Genomic DNA, 23,559 nt, shown 5'->3' with positions numbered 1-23,559 from the left:
CTAGTATCCGGTCAAATTCATGGAGCACATAAACATATAGGTTAAACCATAAAAAAACGCTGTCTTTTAAAGACAACGTTTTTCATTTTTATAAGTGCTATTGCGATAAATACCGATAATTTCTCGAAAAGTTAGTCGCTATAACGAATGATTATTCATTGGAAACACTGTCAAAAATTTATCGGAATTAACCGTTAAAATTTTTTCAAATTCCCTAATTATTAATTTTTTAGCTAGCCTTATGCTCTAAACGTAGTTTATCGGCAACCATTGCGATAAACTCTGAGTTTGTTGGCTTAGCTTTCGACATTGAAATTGTGTAGCCGAACAATGTAGAAATACTGTCGATATTTCCACGGCTCCAAGCTACCTCAATCGCATGACGAATTGCACGTTCAACACGACTTGCAGTTGTATTGAACTTTTTAGCGATGTCTGGGTATAGGACCTTCGTGATTGAACCTAATAGTTCAATGTCATTGTAAACCATTGAGATCGCTTCACGTAAGTACATATAGCCTTTAATATGCGCTGGAACACCAATTTCATGAATAATACTAGTAATACTAGCATCTAAATTACGAGGCTTACTTTCATAATTAGACACTAAAGAAGGTGAATTACGTTTCGTAATTGAACTACCTTTGCCAACAACTTGACGAATATTACTAATTAAATGTTCCATATCAAATGGTTTTAAAATGAAATATGAAGCACCTAAATCAACAGCTTTCTTCGTAACATCTTCTTGTCCAAAAGCTGTTAACATAATTACATTAGGAATTTTTTCAACTAAACCTGCACGAAGACGATCTAATACAGCTAATCCATCTAAATGAGGCATAATAATATCTAACACAAGAACATCTGGTTTCTTTTCCTTAACTAAAGGTAAGCAATCTTGTCCATTAAATGCTACACCAACCACTTCCATATCAGCTTGTGCGTTAATGTAATTTTCTAACATGATAACAAGCTCTTTATTGTCATCTACTAATAATACTTTTATTTTCTCCACAACCGTTCCTCCCTATATCTTCTATAGTGAATTTCATATCTTATTACCGATTATTTCGACAATAAAAATTTATTTCCTGTTTTTATTATAAATTCTGAATATTTTTATTAATATAGATAGTTTTCTTCAATTTCTTCTAGCATTCGACGATTGTGTTAAAAACTAGTATGTATTAAGTCGAATTTTACATATTATTCATTATATAGAAAATTAAATAGTATGTAAATTTATAATTTTTAATAAAAGGTTACAAAAACATTACAGAATTCTGTAATATTTAATAATATTAATATAAAAATTCAATTTTAAATTTAGAAATAAAATAATTATTAGGAAAAGTTTGATGTTTTTATCAGAAAATTAAAATATTGTGATCGCCTCAATTGCGAGATTTAAATCAGTTGATTTTCATCACTCTTCTCTTACAGAGCCATTTAGATTGCTTTTATATCAGCTTTTCTGAAGTTGAATGGAACGTAAGGTGCTCGACTCCTATGGGAGATGCGGGACAGCTGAGACCCCACAGGAGCGATAGCGACGAGGAGGCTCAGCGCACGCCCCATGGAAAGCGAGCAACTGTAGTGGAATTAACATTCTTCTTTTACAAAGCCATGTCGATTATCTTTAGATCAGGTTTTCATAAATTTGTTTAAACGTAAGTGACTACTATCGTACTACAGGAAAGCTGTGACATACGCCATTCAAAACTCTTCTATTACAGAGCCATTTAGATTGCTTTTATATCACCATTTTATGAAGTTGAATGCACGTAAGGTGCTTGGACTCCTATGGGAAATGCAGGGCAACTGAGACCCCACAGGAGCGATAGCGACGAGGAGGCTCAGCGCACGCCCCATAGAAAGCGAGCACCTGTAGTGGAATTCAACATTCTTTTATTTCAGAGCCATATAGATTGTCATTTGACCAGCTTTTCCTGAAGTTGAATGAACGTAAGGTGCTCGACTCCTATGGGAGATGCGGGACAGCTGAGACCCCACAGGAGCGTACGCGACGAGGAGGCTCAGCGCACGCCCCATGGAAAGCGAGCACCTGTAGTGGAATTCAACATTCTTTTATTTCAGAGCCATATAGATTGTCATTTGACCAGCTTTTCCTGAAGTTGAATGGAACGTAAGGTGCTCGACTCCTATGGGAGATGCGGGACAGCTGAGACCCCACAGGAGCGATAGCGACGAGGAGGCTCAGCGCACGCCCCATGGAAAGCGAGCACCTGTAGTGGAATCCAACATTCTTCTTTTACAGAGTCATTCAGATTATTTATTATAAAACAAAAAAGACACTTAACAATTGTTAAGTGTCTTTTACATCATGACGCCTTCTTATCCTGATAATCGTAAATAGGTACCTTCGCTTCATCAAGCATCCATTCGATATGAACACCATATCCGCTCGTAGAATCGTTTACAAAGACATGTGTAACCGCTCCGATTACTTTACCATTCTGAATGATTGGAGACCCACTCATGCCCTGTACAATACCACCAGTCTCCTTCAATAAACGCTTATCAGTGACTTTTAAAATTATCCCTTTTGTAGAAGGAAACTTCTGTTGGATACTACTTACAATCTCTATGTCGAACTGCTCTACTTTATTGTCATGAATCACAGTAAGTATTTTAGCTGGACCTTTTTTAACTTCATTCGATAAAGCAATTGGTAATGGCTTTGACATAACGCCATTGTCAATTTTATCATTCACCTTACCAAAAATACCGAATGGGCTATTTGATGTAATGTTTCCAATTGTTCCTCGATCCATCGCGAAATGAGCTATTTTTTCACCTGGAGACCCATCAGAACCTTTTTCAATAGACGTTACTGTTGAATAAACGATATGACCATCTTCAACTTCAATCGCTTTTCTTGTATCACTATCAGAGATCACATGGCCTAAAGCACCGTACTTCAATGAATTCGGTTCGATAAATGTCATAGTCCCAATTCCTGATGCAGAATCTCGAATATATAATCCTATTCGGTAATTATTTTGACCTTTGTCACGAAATGGCTTTAAAAGCTTTGTGTAATATTTCCCTTCACGTTTTACTACGATTTTTATCGGTTTACCATTTTTACCTGCTTTTTGAATAAAAGGTAAAACATCAGACATTTTTTCTATTTGCTTCCCATTCATTTTTATAATCATATCTCCAACTTTAATACCTGCAATTTCTCCTGGAGACTTTTGACCTTCACTTGTATTAACTAAGTGATGACCAACAACTAAAACACCAACTGAGTTAAGTTTAACTCCTATTGATTGTCCTCCTGGTATTACTCTTAAATTGTTTAATACCTTCACATCTACTTTTTTAATTGGAATATCATTTATTCCAAGGGCAACATCAATTAGTTCTTCATGTTGATTTTTACTTTTCATGGTAGATGAGAATACATTTTTTTGATTTATATTAAACACGCCAATACCAACTATGAATAAAAGGAGAAGAATTTTAATTATTCGTTGAACATTTACATTTTTCACAATCGAATCACTCTCCTAGTGCCAGATTTTTTGTTTCTTAATTCGTGGCTGTATAGTTAATGTTAGCTTCATAAAAGCAAATTATAATTGTAAAAATATGATATAAATCTAAAGGTATAATGTTGTATTAGTATGTTTCAATTCACATTATCCAATTACTAATTTATCAATATTTCCCACAAAAAAAGAGAATATTTAATGTATAGAAAAAAATGTTCTAACATTAAATACTCCCTTATTATATTGACTGAGATTGATACTTTGTAGAAGTTGCCTGCTCGATTAATTCTTTCGCGTGTTGAATCGTTACATCTGTGATTTCAACACCAGCAATCATCCTAGCAATTTCATTGATTTTCTGTTCATTTTGAAGTGGTGTCACTAATGTTTTTGTACGATTTCCATCAATGAGCTTCGCAATAAACAAATGAGTATCTGCCATCGAAGCTACTTGTGGTAAATGCGTAATACATAGCACTTGTGAATTGACAGAAACCTTGTGAATCTTTTCAGCAATTGCTTGTGCAACCCTACCACTCACACCAGTATCTACCTCATCAAAAATGATAGAAGTGATTCCTTGATGCTTTGTAAAGATACTCTTTAATGCAAGGAACATTCTTGATAATTCTCCACCACTCGCTACTTTAGCTAGCGGCTTTAAAGGTTCCCCTGGATTTGTAGAAATATAAAACTCTACAGTATCGAAACCAACTTTTGTAAATTTAACATGTTGATTATTAAGTATTGGATCTGTATTTTGGCCTTCTTCAAATGAGAATACAATTTCAAAAGTTGTTTTCTCCATATAAAGCTCTTTTAGTTCTTTATGTATATCAGAAGTTAATTGGTTAGCAAGTTCCTTACGTTTCTTAGATAGCTTCATTCCTGCTTCAATTAATTTTTGAGTAGCATTTTGTAGATCCTTCTCTAATTTTTCAATATGCATATCCTTATGCTGGATTTTATCAAGCTCTTGTTCAATTCCCTCAGCGTAATTCAAAATATCAGTAACAGTAGCACCATATTTCTTTTTCAGCATTGATATTTCATTTAAACGATTTTCTATTTCATTCAAGCGATTAGGATCGTATTCCATTTCTTCAATTGAATCTCTTAAACGATATGAAATATCCTCTAATAAATAATAGCTACTACTAATACCTTCATGCATTTCTTTAATATTTTGATCTATTGAAGCAACTGACTCTAATGAATACATACTAGATCGAACTGAATCTAAACCAGAACCATCCTGCGATAAGCTTTGATATGCTTCAACTAATGATTTATATATTCGTTCAAAATTGGCAATTTTAAGTCTTTCTTCAGTTAGCTGCTCATCTTCATTTTCTTGTAGATTTGCATTTTGAATTTCAGTTAATTGAAATTGAATTAAATCTAATCGATGAGCCATTTGTTGTTCATTCTCAGTTAATTGCTTTAATTGTTTCTTTAAAGAAGAATAGTGACTAAATACTTCCTGGTAACTTTCAATTAAAGGCAATAAACCTTTCCCATCGTACTGCTGAAGCATGGCAAGATGGTGCTCTTGATTCATCAAATCTTGGCTTTCGTGCTGCCCGTGTATATCAACCAACAATCCACCAATTTCTTTTAAAATTGTTGTAGTGACTAATTTTCCATTTATTCGGCAAATGCTCTTACCTGAAGCAGTAATATCTCTTTTTAAGATTAACATATCATCTTCAATATCAAAGCCATGCTCTTTACATCTTATATAAATTGGATGGTTTTCATCTTCAATATGGAATAAACCTTCAATTTCGGCCTTTTCAGTATCATATCTTACGAATTCAGCAGAACCTCTACCGCCAAGTAATAAGCCGATTGCATCAATGATGATTGATTTACCCGCACCAGTTTCTCCACTTAAAACAGTTAAACCTTTTTCAAATGAAATAGAAACTTCCTCAATGATTGCAAAGTTTTTAATGATTAGTTCAGATAACAATGAGTTTCTCTCCTCTTATAAAACCTTCACCTTTTAATGTCTAATTTTAACGATTAATCCCTCAAATGTGATTAAGACATGCACATCTAAAATTTTTTACTGTACATTCTCTAAACCGCATAGAGGGATATTCAAACCTTTATTGCAACATGTCAATAAATTTACCTTGTAAAATTTCTGCATCTTCAGGTGAACGACAAATGATTAATATTGTGTCGTCTCCACAAATTGTTCCCATAATATCTGGCCAATCAAGATGATCAATTAAAGCGCCAACTGCATTTGCGTTACCTGGTAAAGTCTTCATAACGATTAAATGACTTGAACTATCAATTTTAATAAACGAGTCAATTAATAGTCTTTTTAACTTTTGTAATGGGTTAAAACGCTGATCTGCTGGTAAACTGTATTTATAACGACCATCTGATAAAGGAACTTTTACTAAATGTAATTCTTTTATATCACGAGAAATCGTAGCTTGCGTAACTTTGAAGCCTAAATCTCGTAATGCTTGTACAAGTTCGTCTTGTGTTTCGACTTCATTTTTTGCGATGATTTCACGTATTTTAATATGACGTTGACCTTTATTCATAATACACCTCTTTGCAAATTACGACAAATATCTTACATATGTAAGATTATCTTAACTAATCTAATGTATATTGTATACAGTTTTTTAACCGTTTTCACAAAATCGATTTTTCTTTAGTATTGAAAACAATATTGTTTCTTACTCACAATAAGGAAAAAGGAACCTTTTATGGTTCCTTTTTGTTATTTCACCTTTTTTAACTCAGTATGAGCTTCTTTAACGATTTCTTTCGATGTATAAGTTAATTCATTGTCTCCAATTTCCTTTGAACCTTCCCAATGAAGATGAATTAAAAATTCAATGTTTCCATCTCCACCAGTTATCGGTGAAAAAGTTAGAGCTTTCACATCGTATCCTTGGCGTAACGAAAAATCAATCATCATATCTATTACGTCTTCGTGTACTTTAGGCTCTCTGACAATTCCTTTTTTACCAACTTGTTCTCTACCAGCTTCAAATTGAGGCTTAATTAGTGCGACTACATCACTCGAAGCAACTAATAATGTTTTTAAAACAGGCAAGATTAATCGCAATGATATAAATGAAACATCAATTGACGCAAATTGCGGAAGGCCAGCAATTAAATCTTCTGGCTTCACATAACGAAAATTTGTACGTTCCATAACAATTACACGTTCGTCTTGTCTTAACTTCCAAGCAAGCTGATTATACCCGACATCAAGTGCGTATGATGTTTTCGCACCATTTTGAAGGGCGCAATCAGTAAATCCTCCAGTAGAAGATCCTATATCTATCATAATTTTATCTTCAACTGTGACATTAAACGTTTTTAATGCTTTTTCTAATTTATAACCACCTCGACTGACATATGGCATTACCTCTCCTTTAATTTGAAGTGGTAACTCAATATCAATCTTCTCGCCAGGTTTATCTAGCCTTTGTTCATTTGTATAAACAAGACCTGCCATAATTGCACGTTTTGCTTTTTCACGTGTTTCAATCAAACCACGTTCTACTAAAAGTACGTCGATACGTTCCTTTTTTGCCATGTATATTACATCCTCTTATTTATTACATACCATTTCACGAATTTTCTTAACTGACTCTTCCATCGTTAAATGAATTTCATCTAACAATTTGTCTACATCACCATGTTCAACGTATAAATCAGGAATACCAATTCGATCAATTCGTACATTTTGATAGTTATGATCACTTGCGAATTCTAGAACAGCACTACCAAAGCCACCTTGTAACATAGCTTCTTCAATAGTTAATATTGGTTTGCCGTTTTTAAATATATCATTTAACATCGCTGTATCCATCGGTTTAATAAATCTTGCATTCACAACTTTTACTGAGATATTTTCCTTCTCTAGTTTTTCGGCTGCATCTAATGCCATTTTAATTGTTGTTCCAAATGTTAAAATGACTGCATCAGATCCTTCTCTTAACACTTCCCAAGAACCAATTGGAATTTCTTTTAACTGATCATCCATTGGTACACCTAAACCATTTCCTCTTGGGAAACGAAGTGCAATAGGGCCATCATCATACTGAATTGCAGTATTAACCATATGTTGTCCTTCATTTTCATCCTTAGGCATCATTAATACTAAATTAGGAATATGACGTAAAAAGGCGATATCAAATACTCCTTGATGAGTCTCCCCATCAGCTCCTACTAAACCAGCTCGATCGATTCCAATAAAAACATTTAAATTTTGTCTACAAATATCATGTAGTACTTGGTCATATGCTCTTTGTAAGAAGGTTGAATAAATTGCTAGAAACGGCTTCATGCCTTGAGTTGCAAGACCTGCAGCAACCGTTGCAGCGTGTTGTTCGGCAATCCCAACATCAAATATTCTGTCGGGTAACTGCGCCTGGAAATTCTCTAATTTAGAACCGACTGGCATTGCAGGCGTTATAGCAACAATTCTTTCATCTTGTAAAGCTAATTTTAATACAGTATCACTTACAAGCTTACTCCAAGCTGGTGGTGCTTTATCAGGTTTGATAATCTTACCAGATTCAACTTTATAAGGACCCGTTCCATGCCAAGTTCCAATATCATCACTCTCTGCTGGCTTATAACCTTTTCCTTTTTTCGTCAGAACATGAACGAGTACTGGACCCTTTGTCTTCTTAGCATACTCAAGTGTTTCAAATAAGTCTTCGTAATTGTGACCATCTACAGGTCCAAAGTACGTAAAGCCCATTTCCTCAAAAAACATCCCTTGTGTTACTAAGTATTTAAGGCTATCTTTTAACTTTTTAGAAGTACTTGATAATTTGTCACCAATACCAGGAATTTTTTTAATTACTCCTTCTAGCTCACCTTTTGCCCAACGGTATTTACCTGTCGTTCTAAGACGACCTAAAATACTATGTAAAGCACCTACATTTGGCGCAATTGACATTTCATTATCATTTAAAATAACGATCACATCTTTTTGTTCATGTCCTATATGGTTCATCGCTTCTAGAGCCATACCACCTGTCAAGGCACCATCACCAATAATCGGTACAATATATTCCTTCGACTTTTTTATATCTCTTGCAATCGCCATACCCATTGCAGCAGATAACGAAGTAGAACTATGACCCGTTTCCCAAACATCATGCTCACTTTCAATTCGCTTTGGAAAGCCACATAGTCCTTTAAATTGTCTTAAAGTAGAGAATTCATTTGCTCTACCTGTTAAAATTTTATGTACATAGGATTGATGTCCAACATCCCATAAAAATTTATCCTTTGGCGAATCGAATACTTTATGTAAGGCAATCGTTAACTCAACTACACCTAAATTTGGTGCAATATGCCCACCTGTTTCCGATAACTGCTGTATAAGAAATTTTCGGATTTCTTCACTTAATAGTTCTAATTCCTCAATCGATTTATTTTTTAAAAAACTTGGATTTTCAATCGTCGTAAGATCCATCTTGGATCACTCACCTTCCTAGATGTTAAATCTAATCTAATAAAAATTAATTATTATTTAATACTGTCTCTAAAATGATTTTACCATACTTACAGTTAAACGCTAAGTCTTGAGTACTAACTCTTAACAGCATGTATCATAATACCATTAGTTTTAGCTCAGGAAATTACTTCGTCAATAATGAATTACATTCTTTCAACACCATTACCTATTGCTCATCGCTTATTACTTGTCCGTGTTGTTCAATTAAATTGAAGTAGAGAATTGGTAATCAATAAACCAAAAACTTCATAACAAGAAAGCCGCTAGCACATTTGTGTTAACGGCTTACATTTCTGTATATTATATTAACAACGTTGCGATTAAAGTAGTTACATTATACATAAATGTTTAAATCTATTCAATGGAATACAATAGAACTTATGCATTTAGCATTTTAAAAACTACGATTTTCTACAAAATCACAGATAGAAAGTAATATATCATCTTTTATTCCGCATGCTTTAATATGTTGTTTTGCTTCAAATATAAATGTGTGAAGTCGGTTTTTGGCACCTTCAACTGTATATAATTTCACATATGTTGTCTTATCATTCTCTATGTCACTGCCTACTGGCTTACCTAATACCTCTTCATCACCGATTACATCTAATATATCGTCTTGAATTTGAAATGCAATGCCTAATTTATATGCAAATTGAGTTAAATGGGATAATTGTTCAGCTGTTGAGTTAGCTAAAATGGCACCAGCAATAACAGGATACATCAGCATTTTCCCAGTTTTTCTTTCGTGAATATATTGCAATTCCTCACCAGTTAATTGCTTACTTTCACCTGCCATATCATCTACTTGCCCTGCAACCATTCCCTCTGGTCCTGCTGCAATTGCTAATTCATTGATTAATCGAATTTTCACTTGATCTGATACACTAGGATCATTCATTTCCGAAATTAGCTGGAAAGCATATGTAAGAAGTCCGTCTCCTGCTAATACTGCTAAATCCTCACCAAACACTTTGTGATTTGTTGGTTTTCCTCTACGAAAATCATCATCATCCATGCAAGGAAGATCGTCATGTATTAACGAATATGTATGTATCATTTCAAGTGCACAGGCAGGTTTCAGACCAATTTCAACATTTTTACCAAAAGCATCTAATGTTGCAAATAATAACAAAGGTCGAATTCGCTTACCTCCAGCTTGAAGGGAATATGTCATCGATTCTTTTAATCTTTCCGGCGCTTTTAATTTCTGAACCGATTCAACCATTGATTCACTTACTAATTTACTGGAGTATTCCATAAATTCTTTAAAAGTACTCATGCTTATTCCTCCTCAACAGTAAAAGGAGCTTCTTCACCTTGATCATTTAAAATTGACGTCATTTGTTTTTCAACTTTTGTTAATTTTTCTTTACAAATTTGAGAAAGCTTAATACCTTCTTGGAAGTATTCGATTGCTTTTTCAAGTGGTACGTCACCTTGTTCTAGCTTTTGAACAATCGTCTCAATCTCTTTTATTGCATCTTCAAAAGATAATTCATTTTGTTCCATTTTCATCACTGCTCCTTTACTTCAAGTACTTCACAGCTTAATTTACCATCTGTCATTTGCAACTCGAACTGATCACCGTTTTTTACTTGTTTCACAGATTTAACTAATTCGTCATCTTCTTTGTATGCTAACGAATATCCTCTAGCCATAACTTTTAACGGGCTAAGTGCATCTAATGTATGTATTACTTTTTCCATCATAAATTGCTTATGTGTTATGAGTCGATTAAATTCTTTTTGTAAGCTCATATCTAATTGTTCATGTTTTTGTTTTTCAAGCTTCACTCTATTACTCGGATGATGAATTAGTAAAGAAGAAAACAATTCCTTGTACTGTATCGATTTACCTTTTACAATATCATTCATTGACTGTTCTAGTTTTTCTACTGTTCGATCAAATTGTTCTTGTTTTGGATTTAATAAAGAATTTGGATATCTAAATACATATGAATCTTGAATGGTAGTTAGTTGCAACTTCTTTTTATCGAATATTGAATTCATAGCTTTATTTAATCTTGCTTCCCGAACAGCAAACTGTTCAAGAATTTCCCGTTGACTTAGTGAAACTAATTCAGCCGCTGCCGTTGGAGTTGGCGCTCGTAAATCAGCCACATAATCTGCAATGGTAGTATCAGTTTCGTGTCCAACTGCAGAAATAATCGGAATTTTTGATTGAAAAATTGCTCTTGCTACTTTTTCATCATTAAATGCCCAAAGCTCTTCAATCGAACCACCACCACGTCCAACAATTAATACATCAATATATTTTAATTTATTGGCAGTTTCAATGGATTTTACAACAGATGCAGGAGCTCCGTCACCTTGTACTAGTGTAGGAATTACAATTATTTTACCAATAGGGTATCTTCTTTGGATTGTCGTAATGATGTCTCTTACTGCCGCTCCAGTTGGAGAAGTAGCAACCCCGATTACACTAGGAAAAGAAGGAATCTTTTTCTTGAATTTCTGATCAAAGAGTCCTTCTTCTAATAATTTTTTCTTCAATTGTTCAAATGCAACAAAAAGTCCACCTACACCGTCCGGTTGCATTTCACGAATATAGATTTGATAACTACCAGACTGAGGGTATACAGTTATCTCTCCTTGGACAATAACCTGCATACCGTCAGTTGGTTGAAAAGCAATTGATGAATTATAGGATTGGAACATGACTGCAGCAATTCTTGCTCCGTCATCTTTTAAAGTAAAATAAAAATGTCCACTTGAAGAATGACGTTTAAAGTTTGAAATTTCTCCACGAAGCATAATATTTTGTAGATTTCGGTCCGCTTGAAATTTAGCTTTTAAATATTTAGTTAATGCAGTAACTGTAACTGGCAACTTCTCCGTCATGCCGATCCCTCTTTCATTCTTGTGGAGCAATCTTAAAGTTTTACACCTAAATTGCTTTTATTTTCAATTTGAGATGCTGCCTTTAAAGTATTGTGAAGTAACATTGTGATCGTCATTGGCCCAACTCCACCCGGTACTGGAGTAATATGACCTGCGATACTTTTCACATTTTCAAAATCCACATCTCCACATAATTTTCCATTTTCATCTCTGTTCATACCAACATCGATAACAATGGCACCATCTTTTACATAATCAGCCGTAATTAATTTTGCAACACCAATTGCAACGATTAGTATGTCAGCTTGTTTCGTAATTTGTTTTAAATCAGTTGTACGTGAATGTGTATAAGTAACAGTTGCATTTTCATTTAAGAATAATTGACCAACTGGTTTTCCAACTATATTACTACGTCCAATGACAACAACGTGTTTTCCGCTAATTGGAATATTTGTATTTTCTATTAATTTTAATATACCAAAAGGAGTACATGGTAGTAATGAATCTTGATTTGTCATCATACGTCCGATATTAATCGGATGAAATCCATCAACATCTTTTAATGGTGAAATTGTTTCAATTACTTTCTTCTCAGAAATATGTGCAGGTAAAGGTAACTGAACAAGAATTCCATGAATTTTATCATCGTCATTTAGTTTTCTAACAACCGATAATAATTCATCTTCTGAAACAGTCTCTGCTAATTCAATTACTTCTGAATACATACCTAATTCATTACAAGCTTTATGTTTTGAATTAACGTAAGTTCTTGATGCTGAATTATCTCCAACCAACACAACAGCCAGTCCTGGAATTACTCCTTGGTTTTTTAATTCTGTAACACCAAGTTTTAATCCCTCACGAATTGATAATGAAATTTCTTTACCATTAATTAATGCTGCTACCATTTTCATTTCCCCCTATGCATGTAAACACTTTATCTATTTAGAATTTTGATAATACCGCATTGATAAATTTACTTGAATCATCGTCCCCGTAAATTTTGGCAATTTCGATCGCTTCATTGATTGATACACTTTTTGGAACATCTTCTAAAAAGTCCATCTCAACTAGTGCAATACGAAGTATATTACGATCGACATTTCCTAAACGATCGATTGTCCAGCTTTCAATGTTTGAAGATAATTTATTGTCAATCTCTTCTTTATGTTCTACGAAGTTTGAAACGATTGATTCTAAAAAACCATCTTCTTTTTCTTCAGCTTCTTCTAAAACATGCTGTAATGCATCTGAAGCATTCGCCTCACTTAAATCCATTTGAAATAATGTTTGCAATGCAAGTTCTCTTGCTTTTCTACGTTTCATCAAAATAATAAACTCCTTTAAGCTAAATTCACAATTCGTTGCATAGGTAATAACGAATTCTAATTTTTATATAGTAACACGTTATTTTACCATTTTTTTTAATAAGTTCCAACGATGTATCTTAACTAATTTTTTATTATTATTAACGTATTTAAGCTAAGTCCATACTTTTTAAAGTATTTTCTACATTTTAACTTAAAATCAAAAAAAATAATAGTTTAATGTATGTGTTTTTCATTATTTTTTTATTTTTTTTTACACTAAACATAAAATTAGTGACCAAAACACGAACATTAATTTTCGTGAAGTATAAAAAAAGAGCCCCATAAGATTATGGGACTCCTTTTTATTGGAATTTATTAAAGCTCGATTGGAGCTTCTTGTTCTACTTTTGTATCAAATTGAACACCAACAACATGTACATTCACTTCTGATAACTCTAAGCCAGTCATTGTTAATAATGCTTGACGAATATTATCTTGAACATTACCTGCTACTGTTGGAATCGATTTACCGAATTTCACTAAAATATAAACATCAATTTTAATGCGATCTTCTGATAAATCAACGCGAACACCTTTACCATGATATTTCTTACCGATAATTTCAGAAATACCAGATGCAAGATTACCACGCATGCTAGATACGCCTTCTACTTCTGCAGCTGCAATACCAGCAATTACTTCAATAACCTCAGGTGCTATTTCTACTCGACCAAGAGTCGCGCTACCCATTTCTAACATTTGATTTTCATTCATGTAGATCCCTCCACTTTATCCTTTCGTCACAAGCGCATGTTCCTCAAGGAATTTAGTATTATACTTCCCTTTTACGAAGATTTCATTTTGCAGTAAATTTAAATGGAAAGGAATAGTTGTATAAATTCCTTCTACTACAAATTCTTCCAGTGCTCTTATCATTATAGCAATTGCTTCGTCTCTTGTCTTGCCATGAACGATAACTTTTGCAATCATTGAGTCATAATATGGCGGAATTGTGTAACCGTTATATACTGCAGAATCAACTCGAACGTTTGGACCACCTGGTGGTAAATACGTAATAATTTTACCAGGAGAAGGCATAAAGTTTTTATCAGGATTTTCAGCGTTAATACGACACTCGATAGACCAACCATTTAAAGTTACGTCTGCTTGAGTGGTTTTTAAAGGATGACCTTTTGCAATTAATAATTGTTGTTTAATCAAGTCAATTCCAGAAATGTATTCTGTTACAGGATGTTCAACCTGAATACGAGTATTCATTTCCATGAAATAGAAGTTTTTTGTATGTGGCTCATAAATGAACTCAACAGTACCAGCACCCCAGTAATTAACTGCTTCAGCTGCACGAACGGCTGCTTGCCCCATTTTAGCACGAGTTTCTTCATCTAAAACAGGAGATGGTGCTTCCTCTACTAATTTTTGTAAACGACGTTGAATTGTACAATCACGTTCACCTAAATGAATTGTATTACCATGTTCATCTGCTAAAACTTGAATTTCAACATGTCTAAAGTCTTCGATATATTTTTCAAGGTACACTCCAGGATTACCAAAAGCTGTTTGAGCTTCTTGTTGAGTAATCTGAATACCTTTTTCTAAATCTTTTTCATCTCTAGCTACACGAATACCTTTACCGCCACCACCAGCAGTTGCTTTAATAATGACCGGGTATCCAATTTCTAAAGCGATTTTTTTACCTTCTTCAATACTAGAAATAATGCCTTGTGAACCTGGTACAACTGGTACACCTGCTTCTTTCATCGTCTCACGAGCTACGTCTTTCGTACCCATTTTAGAAATGGAATCAGCAGTAGGCCCGATAAACTTCACATTACACTCTGTACATAATTCTGCAAAACTAGCATTTTCCGATAAGAAACCATAGCCTGGATGAATTCCTTCGCAACCTGTTAATTTTGCGATACTAATAATATTAGTCATATTTAAATAACTATCTTTTGATAATTTAGGTCCGACGCAATATGCTTCATCAGCCATTTGAACATGCAATGCTTCTTTATCCCCTTCAGAATAAATTGCAACTGTTTCAATATTTAATTCTTTACATGCTCTTATTATACGAATCGCAATTTCCCCACGATTTGCAATTAAAACCTTCTTCATTTCTTCACCTTCTTAAGTAAAGTACTGTAAATCAATCTGTATGTTTATTAGCTTTTAACTAAAAATAATGGTTGGCCATATTCAACTAATTGTCCATTTTTAGCTAAAATTTCAACGATTTCTCCATCAATTTCAGCTTCGATTTCATTAAATAATTTCATTGCTTCTACGATACATACAATTGAGTCACTTTTAATGCGATCGCCAACTGCTACATATTCTTTTGAATCTGGTGATGGAGATGCATAGAATGTACCTACCATTGGTGATGTAATTTTATGTAAATTACTTGTATCTTCTTTCGCCACTTCTTGTGCAACAGTTTCAGTTGCAGCTGGTTTTTCTAAAGTTGCTACTGGTGCAGATACAACAGGCATAAGTTCTTGTTGAACTACTGGAGCAACAGCTTGAGTAACAACAGTTGTTTGCCCACCTTTTTTAATTTTAACGATGGCACCGTTATTTTCAAATTCAAACTCATTTATCGTTGTTTGGTCAATTAATTTAATTAATTCTCTAATTTCATGAATTTTCATTTTCGTTCACCCCTTAAAAACATATAGTCTAATCTTATAACCTAATACTAAACTTTTCAACAAATTATTTTACTTGCCCATGTTTCATTCTAATTTTAGCCATTTTCCCACCAAATTAATTATCTTATTCCTTACCAAAAATAATTTGTTGTAAACATAGGTACTACATATCTATTTTAACGTACAAAAGCACTACCTACAACTTTGTAGACAGTGCTTTTAATGTTATAGATTTTCGTTAAAGAAATGCGATTTTATTAAAAGTTTTATACAGCCAATCCCCCATAAGGTAAAAAGCTTATATCGAACCCCGTTATGCTTGTCGGGGCAGAGCGAACGCCTTCCACTTTTCTTTGTCTAGTTCCAGGCGTTTGCCCCTCGAGTCATAAGCCAAACCCCATTAAAGGTAAAAAGCACCTTTATTGGTTTTTGTCTTATGCTTGTCGGGGCAGAGCGAACGCCTTCCACTTTTCTTATTGTCTAGTTCCGGCTCCTAGCTCCTCGAGGTCATAAGTCAATCCCATGTAAAGGTTAAAAAGCAACCTTTACCCGGGCTTGCCTTATGCTTGTCGGAGCTGACCAGTCGCCTCCACTTTTCTTATTATTTAGTCTGGAATGTTACGATTACTAGTTTTTCACCTAGTACGCTTCTTGCCATTTGGATGATTTCGTTTGCAGCTGCTTTGCTATGTTTTTTTGTTGATTTTACTGCTACATTTACTTCGTTGCTGTCAGCGCGTACTAATGCATCTTTATAACCAGATTCTTTGATCATTGTTTCAACATCAGCTTCTAGTGCTGTTAATGTTTGAAGTTCTTTTAAGCTTGTGAATGCTTGACTTTTTTCTTCTGCAGATGCTGTAGCTGAGTCAATTGTTGTTTGAAATTCTTCTTGTAATTGAGCTCTTTTATCTTCTTGTTCCATTCGTTGTTTTAAGAATACTTCATTTGTAGTTTCTTCTTTAGAAGTTGTTTCTTTGCCATCATCTTTTTTGTTTGTATCAGATGATGGTGTAGAATCTAAAGAGTTATTACTAGTCATATTCATAATGCCTGCTGTTTTCATTTGATCAGGTGTTGTTACGTAATATACTGATAGTACCACTACTAAACTTAACATTGTTAATAACCAAATCGTTTGTCTTTTCATTTTCATTTTACCTTCTTCCTATTATTTTTTTGGTAGTACTGCGACACGATGGCTTGGTACGTCAAGTAATCGCGTGACAGCTTCTCGTATCATATTTTTCACTTCGAGATTCTCAGCACCTTTAGCGATAATAAGAACCCCTTTTATATCTGGCATTTCTGTTTGCACAATAACTGGAATTTCTTTTTCACCATCATTAATAATGACGACTTGCGAATCATGAGACTCGTCTTCAATTTTCCGTTTACCACCTTGCTTGTCTACTTCTTCTGTTTGTTGAGTACGATCTGTTCGGTTATATTGGTATACATTTTTTTCGCTGCCATCTACATTTACTTCTACTTTCACTTTGCTTACGCCAGCCATTTGATTTAAAGTTTCTGTTAATTGTTGTTCATATTTATTTTCAAAATCATTTATACTGCCTGATGATTTTTCACCACCGAGTTTAAGAGTTTCAACAGCTTCATCGTTATTTTTAGGACTTCCACTTGTTTCAGTAGCTATTGGTGAAATCATCGAATTAGTTTTACCGGTAGAATTTGCAAATAGACTACTTGCGATCATCCAACAAACTCCAAGTCCAAGTAGAGCCAGTACATATTTCCTTGTGAGTTTAAATGGACTTTGACTAGGCTCTTTGTCAGAAGAGGTATTTTCATCTTTGTTTCCTTTAAAAAATTCTGCTAGTTTTATTGGTGGTATCTTCTTTTTCATTTGCCATTACTCCCCTCCTTCCATCTTAACTTCGATTTGCTTGTCCTCAAGTTGCCATCTATCTGCTAAAAAACTCTGTAGTTCTTGCTGTTTAATTTTTTCGCTGTCTGATTGGATCGGCTCAGTTGTATTTACACTAACTTCTTGAACAGGTTCTACATTGCTTGTCTCATCTTTTTTGGCGCTTACAAAAACAGTTACCTTCGATAAATCCTCGGCATTTTTAATTGTAGTTACGCCTTCTTTTACTTCTAATTCAACATTTGTAATAACCTGTTCAAAGTCCTGTGTAATGTTTTCTTCAACTTCTTTTTTCATTTGGACAGCCATTTGTTTTAATATATATGCACGTTCTGCTGCTTGTATTTCATTTTTCTTATTATTTATTTCATTTTTTATTTCGCTACTTGCTTCATACGTTGTTGACTGGTATCCAGCAAGTACTTCTTTAATATTTACTTGAAATAATTGAAAAATCGGTTGGAGCATCATGACAATTAATAATAAACTTGCAACAAAACGGACGTATTTTGCTAATCCAGTATTCGGAATTAACATCATGATAATTGTTGCGATTAAGATATAGACAATAATGTTTGATACCCATTGAATAAAGAAATCCATCTTCCCACCTACCTAAACATAACGACAATATTTCCTGCCGCAATGATCAATGTCATACTTAAGAAAAACATTAATGAGACAATCGCTAAACAAACAAATAAGTAGATGACACTTTTTCCAATTACATCAATCGTACTAATAATTGCTTTGCTGCCTACGGGTTGAAGAATAGCAGCTGAAAATTTATAAATAAGAGCCAAAACTAATATTTTCAATGCCGGAAATACGATGATCGCAAGCATCGTGACTAATCCGACGATTCCGACAGTATTTTTTAATAAAAGTGACGCACTGATGACCGTATCTGTTACATCTGCAAATACTTTACCGACCACTGGGATAAAATTACTTGTCACAAATTTTGCAGTTTTGACAGCTACGCCATCAGTTACTGCAGTCGTCATACCTTGTACACTTAACACACCGAGGAAAATTGTTAAAAAAATACCAAGCACACCTACTGCAATATTTCTAATTAATGCTGCTAGTTTTGTAACTTGGAGTTCATCATTGATAATACTGACAATACTTAGAATCGTTGAGACTAGAATAAGAGGTAATACGAAATACGTTACTAACAATCCGCTTGTATGCATTAAAAAGATTAGAATCGGATGAAAGAATCCTACAGAGATCACTCCACCTGAAGTCGCAATTAAAGCTAATAAAATTGGAATTAATGCTCTTAAAAAATTAATCATCATTGTAATTGCTTCTTGTGTTGCTTGGGTGGCTACATAAAAGCTATTTAAAGCAAAAACAACTAGAACTAGAAACACAACACTGTCAGCGATTTTACTAATCGAACTTTTTTCAAATGCATTTTGCAATGATTGTAGTAAAGAACTGAAAATAACGAGCATGATCAGTATTCCAAGTATTTTTCCATTACTTAATAGCTCAAAAAATAAATATTTACCAAAGGCGATAAACCATTCTTGAATTGAAAACTTCTTTTCCCCTTTAATAAATTCAATAAAATCTCCTTTTTGACTTTCTGGAAGAAATCCTCCATATTTATTAACTACTTCATCCCAGTACTGCTGCACTTCATCAATACCGAGTTTTTTAATTTGTTCATTGACAATTTCAGCAGGTGGAGGAGCAGCTTGTACATTTTTTGGGATAAAAAAAAGGAGAAAAAGGAAAAGAAGAATAAATTGAATTTTATGTTTCATAAAGTCCTCCCTTCCTCTTTTTAAGAAATTTTAGGTAAAAAACTTAATATCGTTTCAATTAAAGCTGTTAATATTGGAACTGCTAATACTAAAATGAGAACCTTTCCACCTAGCTCAATTTTAGAAGCAATTGCACCCTGCCCAGCATCCTTTGTTATTTGAACGCCAAATTCAGCAATATACGCAATCCCAATAATTTTCAATAATGTCTCGACGTAAACGTTTTTTATACTTGCTTGATTAGCCAGTTTTTGAATTTCATCTAGTAAAAATTGAACTTTATCTAATAAGAATAGAAATAATACGCAGCTGATAAAAACCGTTATGGCCAAATTAAATTTGTCCATTTTAAATTGATTTAGAAGAAGAATTAAAAATGTTGCACATAACCCGATGCCAACAATCTGGATGATTTCCATTACAAACTCACTCCTAATCTAATGAAATAGAAATACATCCCTGACTTTATTAAACAGATCTCCGGCTTTCGTAATGACTTGAAAGAAAACAATGATAAAGGCTGTAATAATTGTCCATGTTGCAAATTCTTCCTGCCCTGCTTTTTTTAAGACTGCATGTATAATAGCAGCGATTACGCCTATTCCAGCAATTTGAAACATTAATGCATAATTTGTAATCATCGATTTCCCTCCTTTAAATTAATAAAATAACAATTAAAATCCCACTTAAGACGCCAAGCATTTTTGACATTCTTTCATAGCTAGATTGAGAGTCTATTGCCTCTTGCTCTTCACGTTCTAAATGTTTTAACGCTAAGATAATTTGCTTTTGCTGCGAAATTTTGTCATGCATTCCGATGGTTTCGCCAAATTGCAAAAGGACTTGGATATCAGAATCCTTAATTGACACTTTTTTGGCATATTCTTGTAATGAATGTTTCCATGCCTCTTTTGCAGATAAGGCACTTGTTTCAAGTTGATTTGCAAAACCGATTAAAAATACTTGGATTTGCCCATTTAATTGTTTCGCAATACGCCTACTTGCTTCTTGTAGTGGTAATTGACTATACATAACTTCCGCTTCAAGTGATTGAAGAGCTAATTTCCATGCACGTAATTCCTTTGTTCGCTCAGATAATCTACCTGCAAAATAAAAGCCAAGCCACGTTGTAGAAAAGATAATGAATAATGCGCCAATCCATTTCATTAATACACCGCCTTTTGTGAAAACAGGCTTATATTTTTTCTATTTTTAATATCAGTGACATTCCCCGGTCTTGGATGATTGGAAATTTCAATAAAACGTTCGAATGTTCCATTTTGAAATAATGGCTGCAATGACGGCCTTTTTCGAATTTCCTCAAGAGAATAACCATGAACAGTTACAATTAATTGAACACCTGCAAAAATCGCTTCTAAAATTGCATCTACATCTTCTTTCTTACCGATCTCATCTACTAAAATGATATGTGGACTCATCGATCTTACGAGCATCATCATTCCTTCTGCCTTTGGACAAGCATCTAAGACATCAATTCGTTCTCCGAATGTATATTGAGGTACACCTTTAACTGAACCAGCAATTTCAGAGCGCTCATCAACGATACCTACTTTTTGAGGTTTAATGCCCCTAACATGATCACCTTGACTGACGACTCTAGCAAAATCTCTTAATAAAGTCGTTTTGCCTGCTTGTGGTGGTCCAATTAGCATTGTATTTTTCCATCTTCCATCATATAAATACTTTACAAATGGACTTGCTATGCCTACTTTTTCTTTTGCGATTCGAAAATTATATGAACTAATATCACGAATCATCTTTACCTTCCCATGTTCAGTCACCACCCGTCCGGCTAGTCCTACTCTGTGGCCGCCTTTAATGGTGATATATCCTTTTTTCAACTCTTCCTCAATTGTGTAAATAGAAAATTGACTAAGTTTTCCAAGAATTTGACTCCCATCTTCCTCTGTCACAATATACGGTAAAAATGTTGAATGATTGTTTGCAATTACCTCTACTGGCCTAGAGACCCTTAAACGTAATTCTTCTACTTCGTTTAAATCTGAAAAAGAAATGATTAATTTCTCTTTCAGCATTGTTGGTAGCACATTAAAAACCTCTTCCATAGCAGTTCACATCCTATTAATCATTTAAAAACCGCTAGTAAAATTAAAAACACTCCACAAAAAACAAGCACAAGTCTTATTGGATCTAACTCGCTAGCTACACCGATAATCCCAATCGTCATCGTCGAAATGAGGATGATTGGTCCAACAGTTGCTAGAATACTATTAAGTGCTAATGCTTTTTTCATGTCATTGAAATAAAGAATTGTAAACGCCGCAATCAATTCTAAGCTACCACCAACAACCCTTAACAAGCCCATGCCAAGTACAGCCTTATCCATTGAATCAATCCATTGCTTCATGCATTACACACCTTTTTTTCAGTCTTTTTATTACTAATATGCAGAACATGTCCATTTAAGAAGATATTTCATTAGTTGATTTTTCAAAAATACACTAAGAATGCAGTCTTTTCTGGTTTGTAAAAAGTAATTTAAGGAAAGGAATGCTGAGGAATTAATGGTGGGAGAATCTTATCATTTCTGCTCATGATTCACGAATGAATATTTGTTACAAGGAGAAATTGAGAAGTTCCCGCTCGCACCATATAAAATGAGCTTACTAGAGAAGAAATCTCAGTTTATTACAGAGTTATCTAAGTTAACTTAGATAGAATAAAAAAAAGAGAAGCATAGCGCTTCTCTAAGTGTTGTAAATAAACTATTTAAATGATTAATCAAACCGAGAAAAGCAAAGCATTTCTCATTAAAGTTACATAATCACAAATATAAAAAATAAGATTACCATGATAATTTGTAAAATTGCTTTCGCAAGTGAACTACTAAGAAATGAAATTACTGTTGCCCATGAAGATTTCAAAGCTTCCTTATTTGTTTTACCTTGTACTCTTTCTGTGACAAACACTGAAATAAACGGAACAATGATTAAACCAAATGGTGGAAAAATGAAAGAACCAACAATCACAGCTAAACAGCCTACTCTTTCACCGGTCTTTGTACTTCCGTATTTTTTAAGAAAATAATGATTTGCAATAAAGTCTACTATAAATATGAAAGCAGTAAAAATCGCCATGATAATCCAGAATAGTAGACCTAGTTCCTCTTTATTAATTCCGAAGTGATAAATTAAAAATCCTACCCAAAGTACAGGTACTCCTGGAATAATCGGTTTGATCAACGCAATAAACGCCAAAGCGAAACAAATAATAATCAATGTCCAAAGTAAAATTGTTATTAACATATCAACCCTCCATCAAATATAGATGATATTTCATAAGAAAAAGAGACACTTTTTTCAAGTGCCTCTACTTTCCACTATATTCCACTAAATGTTAAATTAGTTTTTTGCACGAGAAACATAGCTTGATTCAGTCGTGTTAATAATTAATACTTCACCTTCGTTAATGAAGATTGGTACTTGAACAACTAAGCCAGTTTCCATTGTAGCAGGTTTTGTAACGTTTGAAGCAGTATCACCTTTGATTCCTGGTTCAGTTTCAATTACTTTTAGATCAACAGTGTTTGGTAATTCAACACCTAAAATTTCACTTTCATAAGTCATGATATAAACTTCCATATTTTCTTTTAAGAATTTTAATTCACGCTCTATGTTTTGTTCTGGTAATTCAATTTGTTCGTAAGATTCATTATCCATGAATACGTGTTGGTTACCATTTGCATATAAATATTGCATTTTACGATTTTGGATATGTGCTTTCGCAACTTTCTCACCAGCACGGAAAGTTTTTTCTTGTACTGCTCCTGTGCGTAGGTTACGAAGTTTAGAACGTACGAACGCAGCCCCTTTACCTGGTTTAACGTGTTGGAAGTCAATAACTTGCCAAATGCCACCGTCAGTTTCAATTGTTAAACCTGTACGAAAATCGTTTACTGAAATCATTAAATATCCTCCTAAAAAATGAAATGGTTCTTATTTTCTATGTATTGACTTT

24 protein-coding genes and 1 pseudogene are annotated in these 23,559 nt (G+C 33.9%); all 25 read right to left on the bottom strand.

The window, feature by feature from the left end:
• Nucleotides 1-229: 229 nt before the first annotated feature.
• A complete protein-coding gene (gene spo0A, locus ACX6U0_RS10760) occupies nucleotides 230-1,018 on the bottom strand; it encodes a sporulation transcription factor Spo0A (RefSeq protein WP_430509824.1) in 789 nt (262 codons plus the stop codon).
• A 1,327-nt stretch (nucleotides 1,019-2,345) separates the two neighbouring features.
• Nucleotides 2,346-3,458: pseudogene (gene spoIVB, locus ACX6U0_RS10755) on the bottom strand (SpoIVB peptidase); the annotation flags it as partial.
• A 304-nt stretch (nucleotides 3,459-3,762) separates the two neighbouring features.
• Entirely contained in the window at nucleotides 3,763-5,499 is a 1,737-nt protein-coding gene (recN, locus tag ACX6U0_RS10750; RefSeq protein ID WP_464959930.1) for a DNA repair protein RecN, read from the bottom strand.
• Between the two features lie 139 nt (nucleotides 5,500-5,638).
• Nucleotides 5,639-6,091, bottom strand: a complete 453-nt coding sequence (ahrC, locus tag ACX6U0_RS10745) for a transcriptional regulator AhrC/ArgR (RefSeq protein ID WP_087998988.1) — start codon at nucleotides 6,089-6,091, stop codon at nucleotides 5,639-5,641.
• 182 nt (nucleotides 6,092-6,273) lie between these two features.
• Nucleotides 6,274-7,101: a TlyA family RNA methyltransferase gene (locus tag ACX6U0_RS10740; protein ID WP_464959929.1), complete on the bottom strand. Its 828-nt coding sequence runs from the start codon at nucleotides 7,099-7,101 to the stop codon at nucleotides 6,274-6,276.
• Between the two features lie 15 nt (nucleotides 7,102-7,116).
• The gene (gene dxs, locus ACX6U0_RS10735) at nucleotides 7,117-8,997 is read right to left on the bottom strand and encodes a 1-deoxy-D-xylulose-5-phosphate synthase (RefSeq protein ID WP_464959928.1); all 1,881 of its coding nucleotides are present in this window, start codon (nucleotides 8,995-8,997) and stop codon (nucleotides 7,117-7,119) included.
• A gap of 436 nt (nucleotides 8,998-9,433) precedes the next feature.
• A complete protein-coding gene (locus tag ACX6U0_RS10730) occupies nucleotides 9,434-10,321 on the bottom strand; it encodes a polyprenyl synthetase family protein (protein WP_464959927.1) in 888 nt (295 codons plus the stop codon).
• 2 nt (nucleotides 10,322-10,323) lie between these two features.
• Nucleotides 10,324-10,557 (bottom strand): exodeoxyribonuclease VII small subunit, encoded by a 234-nt coding sequence (locus tag ACX6U0_RS10725; protein WP_464959926.1) that lies wholly within the window; start codon nucleotides 10,555-10,557, stop codon nucleotides 10,324-10,326.
• On the bottom strand, nucleotides 10,557-11,903 hold the full coding sequence (gene xseA, locus ACX6U0_RS10720) for an exodeoxyribonuclease VII large subunit (protein ID WP_464959925.1): 1,347 nt from the start codon (nucleotides 11,901-11,903) through the stop codon (nucleotides 10,557-10,559). The genes ACX6U0_RS10725 and xseA overlap by 1 nt, the downstream gene beginning before the upstream one ends.
• 32 nt (nucleotides 11,904-11,935) lie before the next feature.
• Nucleotides 11,936-12,811, bottom strand: coding sequence for a bifunctional methylenetetrahydrofolate dehydrogenase/methenyltetrahydrofolate cyclohydrolase FolD (gene folD, locus ACX6U0_RS10715; protein WP_464959924.1), 876 nt, complete (start codon nucleotides 12,809-12,811; stop codon nucleotides 11,936-11,938).
• Nucleotides 12,812-12,848: 37 nt separating this feature from the next.
• Nucleotides 12,849-13,229 carry a transcription antitermination factor NusB gene (gene nusB / locus ACX6U0_RS10710; protein WP_464959923.1) on the bottom strand — a complete coding sequence of 127 codons (381 nt, stop codon included), beginning with the start codon at nucleotides 13,227-13,229 and terminating at the stop codon, nucleotides 12,849-12,851.
• A gap of 359 nt (nucleotides 13,230-13,588) precedes the next feature.
• The gene (locus ACX6U0_RS10705; RefSeq protein ID WP_464959922.1) at nucleotides 13,589-13,987 is read right to left on the bottom strand and encodes an Asp23/Gls24 family envelope stress response protein; all 399 of its coding nucleotides are present in this window, start codon (nucleotides 13,985-13,987) and stop codon (nucleotides 13,589-13,591) included.
• Between the two features lie 15 nt (nucleotides 13,988-14,002).
• Nucleotides 14,003-15,355, bottom strand: a complete 1,353-nt coding sequence (gene accC, locus ACX6U0_RS10700) for an acetyl-CoA carboxylase biotin carboxylase subunit (RefSeq protein ID WP_464959921.1) — start codon at nucleotides 15,353-15,355, stop codon at nucleotides 14,003-14,005.
• Between the two features lie 47 nt (nucleotides 15,356-15,402).
• Nucleotides 15,403-15,891: an acetyl-CoA carboxylase biotin carboxyl carrier protein gene (accB, locus tag ACX6U0_RS10695; protein WP_464959920.1), complete on the bottom strand. Its 489-nt coding sequence runs from the start codon at nucleotides 15,889-15,891 to the stop codon at nucleotides 15,403-15,405.
• 601 nt (nucleotides 15,892-16,492) lie between these two features.
• A complete protein-coding gene (locus tag ACX6U0_RS10690; RefSeq protein WP_464959919.1) occupies nucleotides 16,493-17,047 on the bottom strand; it encodes a SpoIIIAH-like family protein in 555 nt (184 codons plus the stop codon).
• 15 nt (nucleotides 17,048-17,062) lie between these two features.
• A complete protein-coding gene (gene spoIIIAG, locus ACX6U0_RS10685) occupies nucleotides 17,063-17,758 on the bottom strand; it encodes a stage III sporulation protein AG (protein ID WP_464959918.1) in 696 nt (231 codons plus the stop codon).
• Between the two features lie 6 nt (nucleotides 17,759-17,764).
• Nucleotides 17,765-18,382: a stage III sporulation protein AF gene (spoIIIAF, locus tag ACX6U0_RS10680; RefSeq protein ID WP_464959917.1), complete on the bottom strand. Its 618-nt coding sequence runs from the start codon at nucleotides 18,380-18,382 to the stop codon at nucleotides 17,765-17,767.
• Nucleotides 18,383-18,390: 8 nt separating this feature from the next.
• Nucleotides 18,391-19,560 carry a stage III sporulation protein AE gene (gene spoIIIAE / locus ACX6U0_RS10675; RefSeq protein ID WP_464959916.1) on the bottom strand — a complete coding sequence of 390 codons (1,170 nt, stop codon included), beginning with the start codon at nucleotides 19,558-19,560 and terminating at the stop codon, nucleotides 18,391-18,393.
• Nucleotides 19,561-19,580: 20 nt separating this feature from the next.
• The gene (spoIIIAD, locus tag ACX6U0_RS10670; RefSeq protein ID WP_174567275.1) at nucleotides 19,581-19,979 is read right to left on the bottom strand and encodes a stage III sporulation protein AD; all 399 of its coding nucleotides are present in this window, start codon (nucleotides 19,977-19,979) and stop codon (nucleotides 19,581-19,583) included.
• A gap of 18 nt (nucleotides 19,980-19,997) precedes the next feature.
• Nucleotides 19,998-20,201, bottom strand: a complete 204-nt coding sequence (gene spoIIIAC, locus ACX6U0_RS10665; RefSeq protein WP_107901975.1) for a stage III sporulation protein AC — start codon at nucleotides 20,199-20,201, stop codon at nucleotides 19,998-20,000.
• A 13-nt stretch (nucleotides 20,202-20,214) separates the two neighbouring features.
• Nucleotides 20,215-20,727, bottom strand: a complete 513-nt coding sequence (gene spoIIIAB / locus ACX6U0_RS10660; protein ID WP_464959915.1) for a stage III sporulation protein SpoIIIAB — start codon at nucleotides 20,725-20,727, stop codon at nucleotides 20,215-20,217.
• A complete protein-coding gene (gene spoIIIAA / locus ACX6U0_RS10655) occupies nucleotides 20,727-21,647 on the bottom strand; it encodes a stage III sporulation protein AA (protein WP_464959914.1) in 921 nt (306 codons plus the stop codon). Before spoIIIAA ends, spoIIIAB begins: the two co-directional genes overlap by 1 nt.
• Before the next feature lie 20 nt (nucleotides 21,648-21,667).
• Complete coding sequence (locus tag ACX6U0_RS10650) at nucleotides 21,668-21,949, bottom strand: YqhV family protein (RefSeq protein WP_464959913.1); 282 nt, start codon at nucleotides 21,947-21,949, stop codon at nucleotides 21,668-21,670.
• Between the two features lie 409 nt (nucleotides 21,950-22,358).
• The gene (locus ACX6U0_RS10645; RefSeq protein ID WP_464959973.1) at nucleotides 22,359-22,841 is read right to left on the bottom strand and encodes a DUF456 domain-containing protein; all 483 of its coding nucleotides are present in this window, start codon (nucleotides 22,839-22,841) and stop codon (nucleotides 22,359-22,361) included.
• A 102-nt stretch (nucleotides 22,842-22,943) separates the two neighbouring features.
• Nucleotides 22,944-23,507, bottom strand: coding sequence for an elongation factor P (gene efp, locus ACX6U0_RS10640; RefSeq protein ID WP_192602546.1), 564 nt, complete (start codon nucleotides 23,505-23,507; stop codon nucleotides 22,944-22,946).
• Nucleotides 23,508-23,559 lie beyond the last annotated feature (52 nt).

The sequence above is a fragment of the Gottfriedia sp. ABJ_BB2_2 genome (assembly GCF_055484705.1).
This window is presented reverse-complemented; position numbering and strand designations above follow the sequence as displayed.

What these genes read in the sequence shown, in the direction of transcription:
- ACX6U0_RS10690 (WP_464959919.1), bottom strand. Translation starts at nt 17,047, where the DNA reads ATGAAAATGAAAAGACAAACGATTTGGTTATTAACAATGTTAAGTTTA.
- efp (WP_192602546.1), bottom strand. Translation starts at nt 23,507, where the DNA reads ATGATTTCAGTAAACGATTTTCGTACAGGTTTAACAATTGAAACTGAC.
- ACX6U0_RS10705 (WP_464959922.1), bottom strand. Translation starts at nt 13,987, where the DNA reads ATGAATGAAAATCAAATGTTAGAAATGGGTAGCGCGACTCTTGGTCGA.
- spoIIIAC (WP_107901975.1), bottom strand. Translation starts at nt 20,201, where the DNA reads ATGATTACAAATTATGCATTAATGTTTCAAATTGCTGGAATAGGCGTA.
- ACX6U0_RS10740 (WP_464959929.1), bottom strand. Translation starts at nt 7,101, where the DNA reads ATGGCAAAAAAGGAACGTATCGACGTACTTTTAGTAGAACGTGGTTTG.
- nusB (WP_464959923.1), bottom strand. Translation starts at nt 13,229, where the DNA reads ATGAAACGTAGAAAAGCAAGAGAACTTGCATTGCAAACATTATTTCAA.
- ahrC (WP_087998988.1), bottom strand. Translation starts at nt 6,091, where the DNA reads ATGAATAAAGGTCAACGTCATATTAAAATACGTGAAATCATCGCAAAA.
- accC (WP_464959921.1), bottom strand. Translation starts at nt 15,355, where the DNA reads ATGAAGAAGGTTTTAATTGCAAATCGTGGGGAAATTGCGATTCGTATA.
- spoIIIAD (WP_174567275.1), bottom strand. Translation starts at nt 19,979, where the DNA reads ATGGAAATCATCCAGATTGTTGGCATCGGGTTATGTGCAACATTTTTA.
- spoIIIAB (WP_464959915.1), bottom strand. Translation starts at nt 20,727, where the DNA reads ATGAAATGGATTGGCGCATTATTCATTATCTTTTCTACAACGTGGCTT.
- ACX6U0_RS10730 (WP_464959927.1), bottom strand. Translation starts at nt 10,321, where the DNA reads ATGAGTACTTTTAAAGAATTTATGGAATACTCCAGTAAATTAGTAAGT.
- ACX6U0_RS10725 (WP_464959926.1), bottom strand. Translation starts at nt 10,557, where the DNA reads ATGAAAATGGAACAAAATGAATTATCTTTTGAAGATGCAATAAAAGAG.
- ACX6U0_RS10650 (WP_464959913.1), bottom strand. Translation starts at nt 21,949, where the DNA reads ATGAAGCAATGGATTGATTCAATGGATAAGGCTGTACTTGGCATGGGC.
- dxs (WP_464959928.1), bottom strand. Translation starts at nt 8,997, where the DNA reads ATGGATCTTACGACGATTGAAAATCCAAGTTTTTTAAAAAATAAATCG.
- spoIIIAG (WP_464959918.1), bottom strand. Translation starts at nt 17,758, where the DNA reads ATGAAAAAGAAGATACCACCAATAAAACTAGCAGAATTTTTTAAAGGA.
- accB (WP_464959920.1), bottom strand. Translation starts at nt 15,891, where the DNA reads ATGAAAATTCATGAAATTAGAGAATTAATTAAATTAATTGACCAAACA.
- folD (WP_464959924.1), bottom strand. Translation starts at nt 12,811, where the DNA reads ATGGTAGCAGCATTAATTAATGGTAAAGAAATTTCATTATCAATTCGT.
- spoIIIAA (WP_464959914.1), bottom strand. Translation starts at nt 21,647, where the DNA reads ATGGAAGAGGTTTTTAATGTGCTACCAACAATGCTGAAAGAGAAATTA.
- xseA (WP_464959925.1), bottom strand. Translation starts at nt 11,903, where the DNA reads ATGACGGAGAAGTTGCCAGTTACAGTTACTGCATTAACTAAATATTTA.
- spoIIIAF (WP_464959917.1), bottom strand. Translation starts at nt 18,382, where the DNA reads ATGGATTTCTTTATTCAATGGGTATCAAACATTATTGTCTATATCTTA.
- spoIIIAE (WP_464959916.1), bottom strand. Translation starts at nt 19,560, where the DNA reads ATGAAACATAAAATTCAATTTATTCTTCTTTTCCTTTTTCTCCTTTTT.